This window comes from Arthrobacter sp. Helios (assembly GCF_023167125.1).
GTDB lineage: Bacteria > Actinomycetota > Actinomycetes > Actinomycetales > Micrococcaceae > Arthrobacter_B > Arthrobacter_B luteolus.
In genome coordinates this window covers 1736701-1751816 of record NZ_CP095402.1, presented here as the reverse complement: position 1 = coordinate 1751816, position 15116 = coordinate 1736701, and the positions used below count along the sequence as shown (strand labels likewise).

Annotated in this window: 13 protein-coding genes and 2 tRNA genes; 9 read left to right on the top strand and 6 right to left on the bottom strand. The window is 63.8% G+C overall.

Annotated features, from left to right (window positions below; translation table 11 throughout):
- Window positions 1-3 precede the first annotated feature (3 nt).
- On the top strand, window positions 4-495 hold the full coding sequence (locus ArtHe_RS07820; protein WP_248319490.1) for a thioesterase family protein: 492 nt from the start codon (window positions 4-6) through the stop codon (window positions 493-495).
- Window positions 495-1163: a hypothetical protein gene (locus tag ArtHe_RS07815; RefSeq protein ID WP_248319489.1), complete on the top strand. Its 669-nt coding sequence runs from the start codon at window positions 495-497 to the stop codon at window positions 1161-1163. The genes ArtHe_RS07820 and ArtHe_RS07815 overlap by 1 nt, the downstream gene beginning before the upstream one ends.
- 12 nt (window positions 1164-1175) lie before the next feature.
- Here the strand turns inward: ArtHe_RS07815 and ArtHe_RS07810 are convergent, their stop codons facing one another.
- The 5 genes from ArtHe_RS07810 to ArtHe_RS07790 all read right to left on the bottom strand — a co-directional run bounded on the left by ArtHe_RS07810 (window position 1176) and on the right by ArtHe_RS07790 (window position 8519).
- The gene (locus ArtHe_RS07810; RefSeq protein WP_248319488.1) at window positions 1176-1622 is read right to left on the bottom strand and encodes a globin; all 447 of its coding nucleotides are present in this window, start codon (window positions 1620-1622) and stop codon (window positions 1176-1178) included.
- Window positions 1622-2293: a mechanosensitive ion channel domain-containing protein gene (locus ArtHe_RS07805; RefSeq protein WP_248319487.1), complete on the bottom strand. Its 672-nt coding sequence runs from the start codon at window positions 2291-2293 to the stop codon at window positions 1622-1624. Before ArtHe_RS07805 ends, ArtHe_RS07810 begins: the two co-directional genes overlap by 1 nt.
- Window positions 2294-2351: 58 nt before the next feature.
- Window positions 2352-2819, bottom strand: coding sequence for an OsmC family protein (locus tag ArtHe_RS07800; RefSeq protein ID WP_248319486.1), 468 nt, complete (start codon window positions 2817-2819; stop codon window positions 2352-2354).
- Between the two features lie 72 nt (window positions 2820-2891).
- On the bottom strand, window positions 2892-5444 hold the full coding sequence (gene pepN / locus ArtHe_RS07795; RefSeq protein ID WP_248319716.1) for an aminopeptidase N: 2553 nt from the start codon (window positions 5442-5444) through the stop codon (window positions 2892-2894).
- A 144-nt stretch (window positions 5445-5588) separates the two neighbouring features.
- Complete coding sequence (locus ArtHe_RS07790; RefSeq protein WP_248319485.1) at window positions 5589-8519, bottom strand: zinc-dependent metalloprotease family protein; 2931 nt, start codon at window positions 8517-8519, stop codon at window positions 5589-5591.
- 221 nt (window positions 8520-8740) lie between these two features.
- Here ArtHe_RS07790 and ArtHe_RS07785 point away from each other — a divergent pair, with 221 nt between their 5' ends.
- Both ArtHe_RS07785 and ArtHe_RS07780 read left to right on the top strand, forming a co-directional pair.
- Window positions 8741-9217 carry a ribose-5-phosphate isomerase gene (locus tag ArtHe_RS07785; protein ID WP_248319484.1) on the top strand — a complete coding sequence of 159 codons (477 nt, stop codon included), beginning with the start codon at window positions 8741-8743 and terminating at the stop codon, window positions 9215-9217.
- Window positions 9217-10107 (top strand): DNA-formamidopyrimidine glycosylase family protein, encoded by an 891-nt coding sequence (locus ArtHe_RS07780; RefSeq protein ID WP_248319483.1) that lies wholly within the window; start codon window positions 9217-9219, stop codon window positions 10105-10107. The genes ArtHe_RS07785 and ArtHe_RS07780 overlap by 1 nt, the downstream gene beginning before the upstream one ends.
- Window positions 10108-10208: 101 nt before the next feature.
- Here ArtHe_RS07780 and ArtHe_RS07775 read toward each other — a convergent pair.
- Window positions 10209-10282 (bottom strand) — tRNA-Gly (locus ArtHe_RS07775).
- Window positions 10283-10432: 150 nt separating this feature from the next.
- Between ArtHe_RS07775 and ArtHe_RS07770 the strand changes: the two genes are divergently transcribed.
- The 5 genes from ArtHe_RS07770 to clpX all read left to right on the top strand — a co-directional run bounded on the left by ArtHe_RS07770 (window position 10433) and on the right by clpX (window position 15095).
- Window positions 10433-10506, top strand: a tRNA-Pro gene (locus ArtHe_RS07770).
- A 55-nt stretch (window positions 10507-10561) separates the two neighbouring features.
- A complete protein-coding gene (tig, locus tag ArtHe_RS07765) occupies window positions 10562-11920 on the top strand; it encodes a trigger factor (RefSeq protein WP_248319482.1) in 1359 nt (452 codons plus the stop codon).
- A gap of 317 nt (window positions 11921-12237) precedes the next feature.
- The gene (locus ArtHe_RS07760) at window positions 12238-12852 is read left to right on the top strand and encodes an ATP-dependent Clp protease proteolytic subunit (protein ID WP_066297185.1); all 615 of its coding nucleotides are present in this window, start codon (window positions 12238-12240) and stop codon (window positions 12850-12852) included.
- 45 nt (window positions 12853-12897) lie between these two features.
- On the top strand, window positions 12898-13569 hold the full coding sequence (locus ArtHe_RS07755; RefSeq protein ID WP_248319481.1) for an ATP-dependent Clp protease proteolytic subunit: 672 nt from the start codon (window positions 12898-12900) through the stop codon (window positions 13567-13569).
- Window positions 13570-13802: 233 nt separating this feature from the next.
- The gene (clpX, locus tag ArtHe_RS07750) at window positions 13803-15095 is read left to right on the top strand and encodes an ATP-dependent Clp protease ATP-binding subunit ClpX (RefSeq protein ID WP_066297194.1); all 1293 of its coding nucleotides are present in this window, start codon (window positions 13803-13805) and stop codon (window positions 15093-15095) included.
- Window positions 15096-15116 lie beyond the last annotated feature (21 nt).

The following is a 15116-nucleotide window of genomic DNA, read 5'->3' as shown; positions in this document are numbered from 1 at the left end:
GCCATGGCTATCCACCGCTTTCCCATCCAGCTGCGCTTTGGCGACGAGGACTCCAATGGTCACGTCAACAATGTCCGGTATGTTCAGTTCCTTGAGGAAGCCAGGGTCCGGCTGTCGCTTCTTCCGCTGCCGGGCGACGGGACGAACAGCGGGCCGGAGACCTTCCGGTCGGTGACGGCGGAGGCCGGGGTGACGCTGGTGGTACGGCAGGAAATCGAATACCGCACGCCGCTGACCTATCGGCAGGAGCTGGTGTGGATCGAGATCTGGGTCAGCAGGGTCGGTGAATCAAGCCTCACATATGGCTTCCGCCTGTCCGACGCCGAAACGGACACCGGCACGGTTTTTGCCGTCGCAGAGGCCGCCATGGTGATGGTCAGCCGGGAAACCGGAGCCCCTTTGGCTCTCTCCACCCGGCAACGCCAGATCCTGGAAGACTGGCGGGGCGGTCCGGTCCCCTTTCGCCGCACAGCAGCGGCTGAGGCGGTGAACTGATGCAGGCGCAGAACCTCCTGCTGGGCGACCCGCAGGTCCGCGCAGATTTGAAGAACTTTGTGACCAGGGCACGCAGTGCCGATGACGGCGCGATCCGGCTGCAGGCGGTGGGCAACACTCTGGCTGCATATGTCTGCGTGCTGCGCCCGCGGATCCTGGGTGAGGACATGCCCACCATCCTTGGTATGCGCGCCATGCCGCTGGCTGAAGCGGCAGCGCTGGACACCACGGTGGCCCTGGCGGCAGTGGCAGATCGTCTGGCACGGATGGAGGACGATGATATCCGGCTGCCTGTGCCGCCCATGACGGTTTCCGAAAGCTGGGCTGGAATCGCCGCTCCGCGGAGCGGCTGGCAGCGGGAGGCAGACGTTCCCGCGGCCCTGCTGGAGCAGACAGCGCACCGGGGGATCAGGGAAGTGGCAGCGCGGATGCCCGGGCAGCCCGGAGCCGCCGTCGTGAGCAGTGTCCGGGGGCCGGTGTGGAGCGAACCAATCCCCGGTCTCGGAGCGGCGCTGCCCGCAGGCGCGGCTTTTGCGGCCTTGACTCTGGGTTTCCTTCCGGATCCTGCCGGGGGCGCCGCTGCGGCCCTGTTCAGCAACGGCCGGTGGCTGCGGCTCTCCACCGACCGTGGCCATGTACTGGTGCGTCCGCCGTCGCTCCTGTTCTAGGCGGGCAACCGGCTACGCGGAGTTGACCATGGAGTGCGCGGCGCGGTCCAGATAGTCCCAAAGCGTCGCCTCATGCAGGGGAGCAAGCTCCAGCGAATCGACGGCGGCGCGCATGTGCCGCAGCCACGCATCCCGGGCAGCCGGTGTTACCTGGAACGGCATGTGCCGCATCCGCAGCCGGGGATGCCCGCGCTGCTCGCCGTAGGTCTTGGGCCCGCCCCAGTACTGTTCCAGGAACATCAGCAGCCGCTCTTTCGCCGGCCCAAGATCCTCCTCGGGGTACATGGGCCGCATCAGCGGATCCTCCGCTACACCCGCGTAGAAGACGTCCACCAGTTTCACGAACGTGTCATGGCCTCCGACGGCCTCGTAGAAGTTATAGGCCGGCGTGCTGAAGCCGGTGCCGGGGTTCGCTGCGGTTAAGGGCAGGGAAGCCGGGCGCTGGGGTTGTTCGGTCATTACTTCTCTTCTTCCTTGGCCATCGCGGCTGTAGCACCAGCAACGGGTTCTGCGGCAGCATCCGGTTCCACGAACCGTCCCTGCGAACGGTTGCCCACCTTGGCGAACTCGCCATTGCGGATGTACCAGATGACGCCGCGCTCATCCACGATCCGGGTGATACGGATTCCCACTGACTGGACGGTTCCGGTGGTGTCCCCGACTTCGATGACATCCCCGATCCCGTACTGGTCTTCGATGGTGATGAAGAAGCCGGCAAGAGCGTCGCGGATGAGTTCACGCGCCCCGAAGCCGAGGGCGATGCCGACAATACCCACGCTGGCCAGCAGCGGAGCGATGTTGATACCGACGGCATCGAGAACCATGATGATGACGACGGTCCAGATACCTACCGTGACCGAACTGCGCAGCAGGGCGCCGATGGTGTCAGCCCGCTGTACCCTCCGCTTGTTATCGAGGTTCCGCATCACCGGCTGGGCCCAGCGGAGACGGCCCGTGCGGAACAGCGCCGATCCCTTCTGCGCCCGCTCCACGACCTTGGAAATCAGGTAGCGGGCGACCAGCCAGGCCACGAGTCCGGCCAGGACGATGATCCCGGCTTCGAGGAGTCCGGAGAAATCGAATTCGGTCATCTCGATGGTTGCAGTGTCTGTAGTTGCCGGAAAGCGCACGGGTATGGGTTGTCCTTTGCAGTCGGGGAGGGGTCCACTCCCAGATTACCCGCTGGCATCAGGCCTGGATCGAGCCTTCGTGCCGGACGGGGAAGTTTACGCTGCGGGCGATGAAACACACACGGTTCGCTTCCTCGTGCAGGGTATTCGCCAGCTCCGGGTCACCCGATGCGATGCGGACCCGGGGCCGCAGCAGCACGGATGTGAACTCGCCGCTGCCGTCACGGTTCAGCCGCAGCGTTCCCTCCGCGTCGTCCTCGTAAGACACAACGCTGATTCCGTGCTTCACCGCCACGTGCAGGTAGGAAAGCAGATGGCATTGGGAAAGCGCCGAGAGCAGCAGCTGCTCCGGGTTCCACCGGTCCCGGTCACCGTGGAAGGTCGGGTCCGCGGTCCCGGCCAGGTCGGGCAGCCCCGCAGCCCGCAGCACATGGTCGCGCCCGTAGCCGCGGTAGGTCTGCGTGCCGGTGCCGCGGTTGCCGGTCCATTCCAGGGAGACACCGTAGCGGTGTTCAGAGAGATTCACAGCTCCAAACTACCGTGCGGGGCCCCTGGCCGGGACAGGCAGCCGCGGCACCAGGACAACGGGCAGAGGATCCTAGCGGTCTGCGGCCTGCGCCTTCAACGCGCGGACAACGCCGTCGCGGTTTTCGAGCAGCAGCCTGCGAAGGGCCGGCGCTTCATCCCCGAGGGAGTCCAGGAACGCGTCGGTGCGGTCCACCGTTTCCTGGGTGGTCAGGCGGGACGGGTAGAGTCCGACGACGATCTGCTGCGCGATCTCGTGGGTGCGGGAGGCCCACACCTCACGGAGGGCCCCGAAGTACCGGTCCGCATAGGGCTCCAGGAGGGATGTGTCATGGACCCGGCTGAACCCGCCGATCGCTGCGCGCTGGGCTGCGTTGGGCAGATCGGAGCGGACCACAATCGTGTCCCAGGCCGCCGCCTTCGCATCAGCGCTCGGCAGGGCCGCGCGGGCACCGGCCGCTGCCAGCTGGCCCGTGGCAGTGGCATCGCGTTCCAGCTCGGCGGTGATATCGGGTTCCGCCATCCGTCCTCCGGCCACCAGGGCCGTGAGCAGCTCCCAGCGCAGGTCGGAATCGACTTCCAGCCCGTCCAGGGTGAGATCGCCGGAGAGGAGCGCTGCCACCGTGTCCAGCTGCTCCGGAGATTCAGCGTGGGAAGCGAAAGCCTTGACGAACTGGAGCTGCGAATCGGATCCGGGGGCAGCTTCGCGGCTGAGGTCCCACAGGCTGTCCGCTGCGGCAGCGGTCATCGGCTGCCGGTCCTCCGGTGCCACATAGAACGTTAGCGTGGTCGCCAGCTGCCGCAGCAGCACCTGCACCACAGAGGAATCCGATTCGGAGGCGATGTTCTGCAGGACCAGTTCCACATAGTTGCGGGCGGGGATTTCACCGTCGCGCGCAGCATCCCACGCGGAGGCCCACACCAGGGTGCGCGGCAGGGAATCCGCAATGTCGCGGAGCCTGCGGGTAGCCAGCCGCCAGGAGGCGTCGTCGAGGCGGATCTTGGCGTAGGCCAGGTCGTCGTCGTTCAGCAGCAGCAGGTCCGGGCGGGCGCGTCCGGACAGTTCCGGCACGTCGGTGAGTTCGCCGTCGACGTCCAGTTCAATGCGGTGGCTGCGGCGCAGCTTTCCATCTTCATCCGCGTCATAGAACCCAATGGCCAGGCGGTGCGGGCGCAGGGTGGGGTAGTCAGCGACGGCGGTCTGGCGGACCGCGAAGGACATGATGACGCCGTCGTCGTTTACTTCCAGCTCCGGACGCAGGGTGTTGACCCCGGCCGTTTCCAGCCACTTGGCGGACCACTCGCCCAGGTCACGGCCGCTGGCTGCCTCAAGCTCGGAGAGGAGGTCCGCGAGCTCGGTATTGGCCCAGGCATGCTTCCCGAAGTACTCCCGCACTCCCTGCATGAATTTGTCCTGGCCCACCCAGGCCACCAGCTGCTTCAGGACGGAGGCGCCCTTGGCGTAGGTGATGCCGTCGAAATTAACCAGGACATCTTCCAGGTCGCGGATCTCTGCGACGATCGGATGGGTCGTGGGCAGCTGGTCCTGGCGGTAAGCCCAGGCCTTCTCCATGGACGCGAACGTGGTCCACGCCTGCTTGAACTCGGTTGCTTCGGCAGCGGCAAGGGCGGACATGAACTCGGCGAAAGATTCATTCAGCCAGAGGTCGTTCCACCAGCGCATCGTGACCAGGTCTCCGAACCACATATGGGCCAGTTCGTGGAGGATCGTGATGGCGCGCCGCTCCACCGTGGCATCCGGCACGCGGGAGCGGAAGACGTAGCTTTCCAGGAAGGTGACAGCCCCGGCGTTCTCCATGGCTCCGGCGTTGAACTCCGGCACAAACAGCTGGTCGTACTTCTCGAAGGGGTACGGCGTGCCGAACTGCGCCTCGTAGAACGCGAAGCCCTGCCGGGTGAGTTCGAAGATGTTCTCCGCGTCGAGGTATTCCATCAGGGAACGGCGGGCGAACACGCCCAGCGGGATGGTGCGGCCGTCGGAACTGGTGAGTTCGGACCGGACGGACTGGTACGGGCCGGCGATCAGCGCGGTGATGTAGGAAGAAATCCGCGGAGTCGGCTCGAAGGACCAGGTGGCACGCGGGTGCTCGGTGTCGGCGGCGTCGGCGGCAACCGGTTCCGGTGTGGGGGAGTTGGAGATGACATCCCAGTGCGCGGGGGCGGTGACGGTGAACCGGAAGCTGGCCTTGAGGTCGGGCTGCTCGAAGACGGCGAAGACGCGCCGCGAATCCGGGACCTCGAACTGTGAATAGAGGTAAACCTCGCTATCCACCGGGTCCACGAAGCGGTGCAGCCCTTCGCCGGTGTTCATGTAGGACGCGTCGGCTTCCACCACGAGCTCGTTGGCAGCGGCCAGGTTGGGCAGCTGGATGCGCACGCCGTCGGACACCTTTTGAGGATCCAGGCCGACGCCGTTGAGCGTGATCCGGTGGATGTTCGCCGTGACAGCGTCGATAAAAGTGGAGGCGCCCTGGGCCGCCGAGAACCGCACCACGGTGGTGCTTCCGAAGACTTCGTCGCCGCGGGTCAGATCGAGGTTGATGTCGTATGACTCGACATCGATCAGTTCTGCCCGTTCACGCGCTTCAGTGCGGGTGAGATTCATACCTGGCAAGGTAGAGCCTTTCGAAGTGGAGAGTGCAGCCGGCGGTCCGTTCAGAACCGCACGGCGTCAAGTGAATAACTGCAACATTCTCGCACTTTGCGCCATTCTGCCAAGTAGGAGCGGATAGGGGGCCGGCTCCCCGGGCTACTTATAACTGACGGTGACCTTGCCATTGGAACTCAGGCTAATGCGGCCGCCCTGAAAGTCCTGGACAGTATTTCCAGCCGATTTATACTCACCGCTGGTTGGATAGCCGAGACGTCCGGCTTCGAATCCCTGGTTTTGGTACGCGGTGCGGATAGGCCCGTTCTTTGAAACCTGGGCTCCGGTGGTTTTGGTCCAGAGGATGGCTCCGCCCTGGAAGTCCTGGAATTTGCCGCCGCCGGGGATGTTGACTTCGCCGCTGGTGGGGTATTTCAGGGCGCCGGCTTCGAAGCCTTGTTTTTGGTAGGCGTCGCGGATGGGTCCTTTGAGGGAGACCTGGGCTCCGGTGGTTTTGGTCCAGAGGATGGCTCCGCCTTGGAAGTCCTGGAATTTGCCGCCGCCGGGGATGTTGACTTCGCCGCTGGTGGGGTATTTCAGGGCGCCGGCTTCGAAGCCTTGTTTTTGGTAGGCGTCGCGGATGGGTCCTTTGAGGGAGACCTGGGCTCCGGTGGTTTTGGTCCAGAGGATGGCTCCGCCTTGGAAGTCCTGGAATTTGCCGCCGCCGGGGATGTTGACTTCGCCGCTGGTGGGGTATTTCAGGGCGCCGGCTTCGAAGCCTTGTTTTTGGTAGGCGTCGCGGATGGGTCCTTTGAGGGAGACCTGGGCTCCGGTGGTTTTGGTCCAGAGGATGGCTCCGCCTTGGAAGTCCTGGAATTTGCCGCCGCCGGGGATGTTGACTTCGCCGCTGGTGGGGTATTTCAGGGCGCCGGCTTCGAAGCCTTGTTTTTGGTAGGCGTCGCGGATGGGTCCTTTGAGGGAGACCTGGGCTCCGGTGGTTTTGGTCCAGAGGATGGCTCCGCCTTGGAAGTCCTGGAATTTGCCGCCGCCGGGGATGTTGACTTCGCCGCTGGTGGGGTATTTCAGGGCGCCGGCTTCGAAGCCTTGTTTTTGGTAGGCGTCGCGGATGGGTCCTTTGAGGGAGACCTGGGCTCCGGTGGTTTTGGTCCAGAGGATGGCTCCGCCTTGGAAGTCCTGGAATTTGCCGCCGCCGGGGATGTTGACTTCGCCGCTGGTGGGGTATTTCAGGGCGCCGGCTTCGAAGCCTTGTTTTTGGTAGGCGTCGCGGATGGGTCCTTTGAGGGAGACCTGGGCTCCGGTGGTTTTGGTCCAGAGGATGGCTCCGCCTTGGAAGTCCTGGAATTTGCCGCCGCCGGGAATGCTGACTTCGCCGCTGGTGGGGTAGCCGAGGGCACCGGTTTCGAAGCCGTAACTCTGGTAGGCATCGCGGAAGGCACCATTAAGGGAGACCTGGGCTCCGGTCGCTTTGCTCCAGAGGATGGCTCCCCCCTGGAAGTTCTGATAGGCGCCCGAGTCCTTTATCCCGCGGACTACCGGGGAAGTGGCCGCGCCCAGTGCCGGGTTGGACGCACGGGCATCAGCGATAGCTCCCTCGGCGGCATCTCCAATGATGGTGATGGAGGCCGACGACGCGCTGACTGAATTGATCCGTACTTCGGTTCCAGCGTGCGTCGTGAAGGTCTGACCCGCCTGCCACGTGTGGTTGTTGTTGTAGTAACCAGCGAACGGCCGGGTAGAGGGAGGAATGATGAGGGAAAAGACCGACCAGGTGTTGACGGCGTCCGCCTTGACGATTTTGACGCCGCGGTTGCCGGCAGGTCCCCACTCGAGGTGCTGATCGTATCCAGCCGGCTGGCGCAGCTCCAAGTAGTACACCTCACCGGATGCGGGATCGGTGAACTTCACCGCGCGGTTGACGCTGGATCCGCCCCAGGGCCGGAGCGTATAGGTCTTCGAGCCGGTGATCCGGCCGGCGTTCAGGATTTCGTTTCCGTTGCCAAACTTGCCTACATCCCAGAAGTAGGAGTTGATCACCGGCTGGTTGTATTGGGCCGAACCCATCAGATCCGTGGTGTCGCCGTATTCGCGGCTGCTGCAGGCTCCATCGCTCCACCGCCCGTTCGCGGCCCGGCTGACGTCTGACCGGCCGTTGGTGCATTGCAGGCTGTTGGCGTGCAGCAGCCCCAGGACGTGGCCTACCTCGTGCGTGACAACGTTGTTAGTGAACGACGACGGCGCGGGCATCAGAATCCGGCCCGCGGTACCACCGGTCGTCCACCCGCCGCCGAGGATACCGCCGTAGCCGCCGGAGTTAAGATCCGCAGTCGGCACGAACACCACCAAGGCGGTGTAGGGGCTATCCACCCACTTCAGCTCGCGTGCGATTTTGTTCATCATCGTGGCGTAGTCGTCGCTTGCGTATGCGGAGGCGCTGTAATGCACCTTCTCGGAGACGATCGACATGGAGAGCCGGTTGCTGGACATGGTCCGCCAGTAGGCATTGGCACTGGAAATGGAGTTTCGAGCCGCATTCAGGTCCACCAGGCTGCCGTTGCCATGCACTGTCGCCCGGACAAGCGTTACCTTGATGTTTCCGGCTCTGGCCGCGGCCGAGAGCATGCTGGCCGGACCATCCACGCTTCGGGCGGAAGACGCATGCTCTTCCGTCGTCTCGACAGCCGGCCGAACACTTCCATCTGCTTCGGTGATCAGGGGCGAGTCCGGGCCCGGGACGACATGGCCTTCACCTACCGGAACGTATTCGTAGCCGTCATCCACGGGCTCACCGGCGCTCTCCGCCGTTTCAGCCACCCCGGCCGGAGGAATGGAGGCCTCCATTGAGGGCAGGACGGCTTCGCCGGGCACCCCAGACGCTCCTGGAACCGAAGCAGGCGTTTCGGATACGGGTGCCGGTTGGCTTGGGTCCGCGGGCCCGGTTGTCTCAGAGAGGGCTTCTCCAGCCGGGTCCGTCGCCTGAACTGTCGGTGCCAGCGCGGCAGCAGGCGCGGCCAGGCCGCCCAGCGTCAGCGCGGACATCAGTGCCGCAAGAAGGGCGAGTTTTCCGGTTTTCATGGCGGTCCTTGCATAGCGTGTCGACTCCGGTTCCGGGGCTGCGGTCCTGCCGGGACTCTCCGTTGACCGGAGCTGCCGGGTGGATCCCATGTCCCAGCGAAACCGCCTGCACTCTCTGCTATCGGCCGCCATCGCGTCAGCGTTACCGGTTTGGGAGTGGCAGCGCCAAAAAAGTTAGGCTTGACGTGGCAGTCCTTCCACCTTCCAATGAACGGAAACCAATGCGCGTCCACATCGCAACCGACCATGCCGGGCTCGAGCTTTCAGCACACCTGCAGGAGCACCTCGCCGCCAAGGGCTACGACGTCGTAGACCACGGGCCACAGGAATACGATGCCGAGGACGATTACCCGGCGTTCTGCATTAATGCCGCCGCAGCCGTCATCGTGGACCAGGAATCGGGGGTCAGCGCGCTGGGTATCGTCCTGGGCGGTTCGGGCAACGGCGAGCAGATCGCCGCGAACAAGGTCCGCGGTGTCCGTGCGGCGCTGGCCTGGAACCTGGACACAGCCCGCCTGGCACGCCAGCACAACGATGCCAACGTCGTGGCGGTGGGCGGCCGCCAGCATTCCCTGGCGGAGGCAACGGAGATCATTGACGCGTTCCTGGAAGAGCCTTTCAGCGATGCTGAGCGGCACATCCGCCGCATCGCGCAGATTGCCGAGTATGAAGTCACCGGCAGCATCGCCGCCAGCTGATGCCCGAAGGCCACTCCATCCACCGCCTCGCCCGGCAATTCACCTCGGTGTTTGCCGGGCAGCGGCTTTCTGTCTCCAGCCCCCAGGGCAGGTTCGCCGCTGGCGCCGCCCGGCTGGATGGGCAGACCCTGGTGGCAGCCGCCGCCCACGGCAAGCAGCTGTTCCTGGAATTCGACAATGAACTGTTCCTGCGGATCCATCTGGGGCTCTACGGAGCGTTCGACTTCGGCGGGGACGAGACTTTCCGCGGTGCCTCCAGCATCGGTGCCCCGCGCAGGGTGGGGGAGCGGGAGCTGGCTGACGACGACGGCGGCGGCGGAACTTACGCCGGCCCGCCGCCGCCCAAGGGAGCGGTCCGGGTGCGTCTGGTCTCCGAACACGGGTGGGCCGATCTCCGCGGTCCGACGGCGTGCGAGGTCATTACACCCGGGGAGCAGCGGACTGCCTTGGCGAAGCTGGGGCCGGATCCGCTGCAGCCGAACACCGATCCGGAGGAATTCGTGCGGCGTCTGACCACACGGGCCTCACCCGTTGGCCTGCTGCTTATGAACCAGGAAGTGCTGGCCGGGGTTGGCAATGTCTACCGCGCAGAAGTTCTTTTCCGCCAGCGGCTTTCCCCATGGCGGACGGGGAAAGCGCTGTGCAGCGAACAGGCGCTGGAACTCTGGAACGACGTCGTGTCTGTCATGGGCGACGGCGTGGCTGCAGGTCGAATTGTTACGACGCGCCAGGAGCACCGCGGCGACCGTGGCGTGCCCGTTCCCACGGGGGAGGCGCACTATGTCTACAAACGCCAGGGTCTTCCGTGCCGGATCTGCGGCAGCGAGGTTGCCATGACGGAGATGGCTGCCCGGAAACTCTATTGGTGTCCGGCCTGCCAGCAGGAATAGGCGTCAGGATGCACAAAAACGACGCACAAAAAAGTCCCTGTTCCTCCTGCGGGCAGTTGCTCGCGGGGAGGGACAGGGACCGTTTTGAAGGGATTTTCTGATGGAGGGGATGACGGGAATCGAACCCGCGTAATCAGTTTGGAAGACTGAGGCTCTACCATTGAGCTACATCCCCGGCGCCGTAAGGCAGAATTTACCTTAGCACGGCTTTTCGGCGGATGAATAATCGGTGGTGTCCCCACCGGGATCAGGCGTTCAACAGGGGTTCGGCATCCCGGAATTGTGCATCGGACTTGCAATGCCGGTAGGCTGTCAGGTGCACTGACGGGGTGTAGCTCAGCTTGGAAGAGCGCCTGCTTTGGGAGCAGGAAGTCGCAGGTTCAAATCCTGTCACCCCGACTCTGTATAAACGACGGTGCAGATCAACCCCAGACCCCTCAGGAGAACTAACGCTGTGAAGAGCGCTGTAGAAAACCTCACACCCACGCGGGTAAAGCTCAACGTCGAAGTTCCGCTTGAGGAACTGAAGCCGAGCATCGACGAGGCCTACAAGACCATCGCCACCCAGGTGCAGGTCCCGGGCTTCCGCAAGGGCAAGGTCCCCAACCAGCTCATCGATCAGCGCGTTGGCCGTGGCTATGTCCTGGAAACCGCCATCAATGAGGGCCTCAACGGCTTCTACCAGGCAGCGGTCCAGGAAACGGGCATTCGCCCGCTCAGCCGCCCTGAGGTGGAAATCAGCGAAGTGCCGGATCCGACCTCCAACGAAGGTCAGCTGGTCTTCAACGTCGAGCTGGATATCCGCCCCGAAATCGAGCTCCCGGATTACGCCGGCATTGAGGTCACCGTCGAGGCTGCAGAAGCCGGCGACGCGGACATCGAGAAGGCACTGGACGAGCTGCGTGGCCGCTTCGGCACACTGAAGTCCGTCGACCGCCCGGCCGCAGACAACGATTTCCTCACCATGGACCTGGTCGCCAAGGTTGACGGTGAAGAGGTCGATTCGGCCGCAGATCTGTCCTACCAGGTTGGCGCAGGAACCATGCTTGAAGGCATGGACGAAGCAGTTACCGGCCTGTCCACGGACGAGTCCGCAACGTTCAACACCAAGCTTGCCGGCGGCGAGCACGCAGGATCCGACGCCGAGGTGACCGTTACGGTCAAGGCCGTCAAGGAGCGCGAGCTGCCCGAGGCCAACGACGATTTCGCCCAGCTTGCCAGCGAATTCGACACCATCGCTGAACTCCGCGAAGACCTGGCCAAGCGCGCGGCCGAGTCCAAGGTCATGGAGCAGGGCGTGGAAGCCCGCGACAAGGTCCTGGAGAAGCTCCTGGAAATGGTTGAGGTTCCGGTTCCGGAATCCGTCATCGAAGAGCAGCTTGAGCAGCACTTCAACTCTGACACCGAGCACGCTGCAGGCGAGGATCACGACACGGAAGAACACCGCGCCGAGATCCGCACCAACACCGAGCAGGCGTTCAAGAACGAAATCATCCTTGACGCCGTGGCGGACAAGGAAGAGGTCGGGGTCAACCAGAACGAGCTCATCGACTACATCGTCTCCATGGCCAGCCAGTACGGCATGGATCCGAACCAGTTCGCCCAGCTGATCGACCAGGGCGGACAGGTTCCGATGATGGTTGGCGAAGTCCGCCGCCGCAAGGCCCTCGCAAAGGTCCTGGAACTGGCCAAGGTCACCGACACCACCGGTGCCGAGGTCGATCTCAGCGCATTCGTCCGCCCGGAAGGCGAAGAAGCAGCTGCCGAGTCCAGCGACGAAGCAGCAGAAGAGAGCACCGGGGATAAGGCCTAGCCTTTTCCCGCCCGGCTTGTCCGGACACGAAGCGCCGCAGCCTTTGGGCTGCGGCGCTTCCTGCTTTAACCGGGTCCGTGCTTTACCCCTCCGGCTGCTTAACCCGCAGGCCGGAGCCGTGCCGTTGCGGTCCACCAGCCGCGCCGCCCACCGTGCGCCGTCAGCGAACAGCGCACGTAACGGGAGCAAAAGCCGCGTTGGAGAGGTTAGTGTCCAAGGAGAGATAAACGGCGGAGGCCGGTCCGGTGCGAAGCGGACCCGTTTACCGCCAGAGCGAGAGGTCACTCAGTATGGCAAATGCACCCAGCACACCCACTATGGCTACTGTGGACCCGGCCAGCCGGGATGACTACATCTACAACCGGCTGCTGAAGGAACGGATCATCTGGCTCGGCTCGGAAGTCCGGGACGACAACGCCAACGCGATCTGCTCCCAGCTCCTGCTCCTCTCCGCGGAGGATCCCGAGAAGGATATCTATCTCTACATCAACTCTCCCGGCGGCTCCGTGACCGCCGGTATGGCCATCTACGACACGATGCAGTTCATTCCGAACGACGTCGTGACCGTTGCCACCGGCCTGGCCGCCTCGATGGGACAGTTCCTGCTGTCCTCCGGCACCAAGGGCAAGCGTTACGCCACCCCGCACGCCCGCATCCTGATGCACCAGCCGTCCGGCGGCATCGGCGGCACCGCGTCTGACATCCGCATCCAGGCTGAGCTGATCCTGCACATGAAGCAGGTTATGGCCGAGCTGACTGCAGAGCAGACCGGACAGAGCGTCGAGACGATCCTGAAGGACAATGACCGCGACAAGTGGTTCACCGCTGAAGAGGGCCTCGCCTACGGCTTCTTCGACAAGATCTCTGCCCACGCCGGCGGCGTCACCGGCGGCGGCGGAACCAACCAGGACCTGGATGGCGAGCAGGAATAACCACCCGCGGCCGGCCAGCGCACCACAGACTTCAGGAGTAAAGCAATGAATCACAATTTCGGAACCCCGGGCAGCATGGCAACGCAGATGCCGTCCAGCCGCTATGTCCTGCCTCAGTTCGAAGAGCGCACGCCTTACGGCTTCAAGCGCCAGGACCCTTACACCAAGCTCTTTGAGGACCGCATCATCTTCCTCGGCGTCCAGGTTGACGACGCGTCGGCAGATGACGTTATGGCCCAGCTCCTGGTCCTGGAATCCACGGATCCGGACCGGGACATCACCCTGTACATCAACTCTCCCGGCGGATCGTTCACGGCCATGACGGCCATCTACGACACCATGCAGTACATCCGCCCGGAGATCCAGACGGTCTGCCTCGGCCAGGCAGCCAGCGCTGCCGCCGTGCTGCTCGCTGCCGGCACCCCCGGCAAGCGGCTCGCCCTTCCCAACGCCCGTGTGCTCATCCACCAGCCGGCGCTTGGCGGCGGCGAACGCGGGCAGGCATCGGACCTGGAAATCCAGGCCGCAGAAGTCATGCGGATGCGTACCTGGCTGGAGGATACCCTGGCACTGCACTCCAACAAGTCCTCTGAGGAAGTGAACCGGGACATTGAGCGCGACAAGATCCTCACCGCGGCGGGTGCCCTGGAGTACGGCCTGATCGACCAGGTCCTCGACTCCCGCAAGATCAAGACCCCCGCAATCAACAAGGCCTGATGGGGTTTGCTGCCGCACCGCCTGCCGGCTGAGCCGACGGCGGTGCGGTACCGGCCCCGTCGGCGCCAGGAAGCCCGTGGAGCGGAAAATCCGCACCACGGGCTTCTGGTTGCTGATTACCGCACCCAAGTGTCCTAGAGTGGATCATGGTGACTGGCACGCTTTTCCTTCCGGCACGTATTTGCACCGATACCTAAACCGCTGACGAAGGACCATCTAAAGGGGACAGAATTATGGCTCGCATTGGTGAGAGCGCAGATCTGCTCAAGTGCTCTTTCTGCGGAAAGAGCCAGAAGCAGGTGCGCAAGCTCATAGCCGGCCCCGGCGTCTACATCTGCGATGAGTGCATCGAACTTTGCAATGAGATCATCGAGGAAGAGCTCTCTGAAGTAGCCGAGGGCGATTCGTTTGTCCTGCCCAAGCCCCGCGAGATCTTTGACTCGCTGCAGGAGTACGTTATTGGCCAGGAACCGGCCAAGCGTTCCCTCGCCGTCGCCGTGTACAACCACTACAAGCGCATTCAGTCTGGCCATGCCAGCCGCGGTCCAGGCAGCCTGGCGGATACCGTCGGCACCGAAGACGTCGAAATTGGCAAGTCCAACATCCTGCTGATTGGTCCGACCGGCTGCGGCAAGACGTACCTGGCCCAGACTCTGGCACGCCGCCTGAATGTGCCGTTTGCCGTCGCCGATGCGACCGCCCTGACCGAAGCCGGTTATGTTGGCGAGGACGTCGAGAACATCCTGCTCAAGCTCATTCAGGCCGCCGACTACGACGTCAAGAAGGCCGAGCAGGGGATCATCTACATCGACGAGATCGACAAGATCTCGCGGAAGAGCGAAAACCCCTCCATCACGCGGGATGTCTCCGGTGAAGGCGTGCAGCAGGCGCTGCTGAAAATCCTGGAAGGCACCGTGGCCTCCGTTCCGCCGCAGGGCGGCCGGAAGCATCCGCACCAGGAATTCATCCAGATTGACACCACCAACGTCCTCTTCATCGTCGCCGGAGCCTTTGCGGGACTGGAAGAGATCATTGGCTCGCGCTCCGGACGGAAGGGGATCGGCTTCGGCGCACCCCTGAACGAGACCAGCAAGGGTACCGATTCCTACGCGGATGTTATGCCCGAGGACCTGCTGAAATTTGGGCTGATTCCTGAATTCATCGGCCGGCTGCCGGTGATCACCACCGTGTCCAACCTGGACCGTACCGCGCTGATCCAAATCCTTACGGAACCCAAAAACTCCCTGGTCAAGCAGTTCCAGAAGATGTTCCAGCTGGACGGTATCGAACTTGCCTTCGACACCGAAGCGCTGGAAGCCATCGCGGACCAGGCGCTCGAGCGGGGCACCGGTGCCCGCGGCCTGCGGGCGATCCTCGAAGAGGTGCTCCTGCCGGTTATGTTCGACCTCCCGAGCCGCGAGGACATCGCCCGCGTGGTGATCAGCCGCGAAGCCGTGACGGAGAAAGCCGATCCCACCCTGATTTCGCACGATGTCATCGCCAAGCGGCGCAACAAGTCCGCCTAGCGATCACAGCACCAACCCCAG

Coding starts and splice junctions, on each gene's coding strand:
- ArtHe_RS07810 (WP_248319488.1), bottom strand. CDS start 1,622: ATGACCGAACAACCCCAGCGCCCGGCTTCCCTGCCCTTAACCGCAGCG.
- ArtHe_RS07785 (WP_248319484.1), top strand. CDS start 8,741: ATGCGCGTCCACATCGCAACCGACCATGCCGGGCTCGAGCTTTCAGCA.
- clpX (WP_066297194.1), top strand. CDS start 13,803: ATGGCTCGCATTGGTGAGAGCGCAGATCTGCTCAAGTGCTCTTTCTGC.
- ArtHe_RS07780 (WP_248319483.1), top strand. CDS start 9,217: ATGCCCGAAGGCCACTCCATCCACCGCCTCGCCCGGCAATTCACCTCG.
- ArtHe_RS07790 (WP_248319485.1), bottom strand. CDS start 8,519: ATGAAAACCGGAAAACTCGCCCTTCTTGCGGCACTGATGTCCGCGCTG.
- ArtHe_RS07815 (WP_248319489.1), top strand. CDS start 495: ATGCAGGCGCAGAACCTCCTGCTGGGCGACCCGCAGGTCCGCGCAGAT.
- ArtHe_RS07760 (WP_066297185.1), top strand. CDS start 12,238: ATGGCTACTGTGGACCCGGCCAGCCGGGATGACTACATCTACAACCGG.
- pepN (WP_248319716.1), bottom strand. CDS start 5,444: ATGAATCTCACCCGCACTGAAGCGCGTGAACGGGCAGAACTGATCGAT.
- ArtHe_RS07755 (WP_248319481.1), top strand. CDS start 12,898: ATGAATCACAATTTCGGAACCCCGGGCAGCATGGCAACGCAGATGCCG.
- ArtHe_RS07820 (WP_248319490.1), top strand. CDS start 4: ATGGCTATCCACCGCTTTCCCATCCAGCTGCGCTTTGGCGACGAGGAC.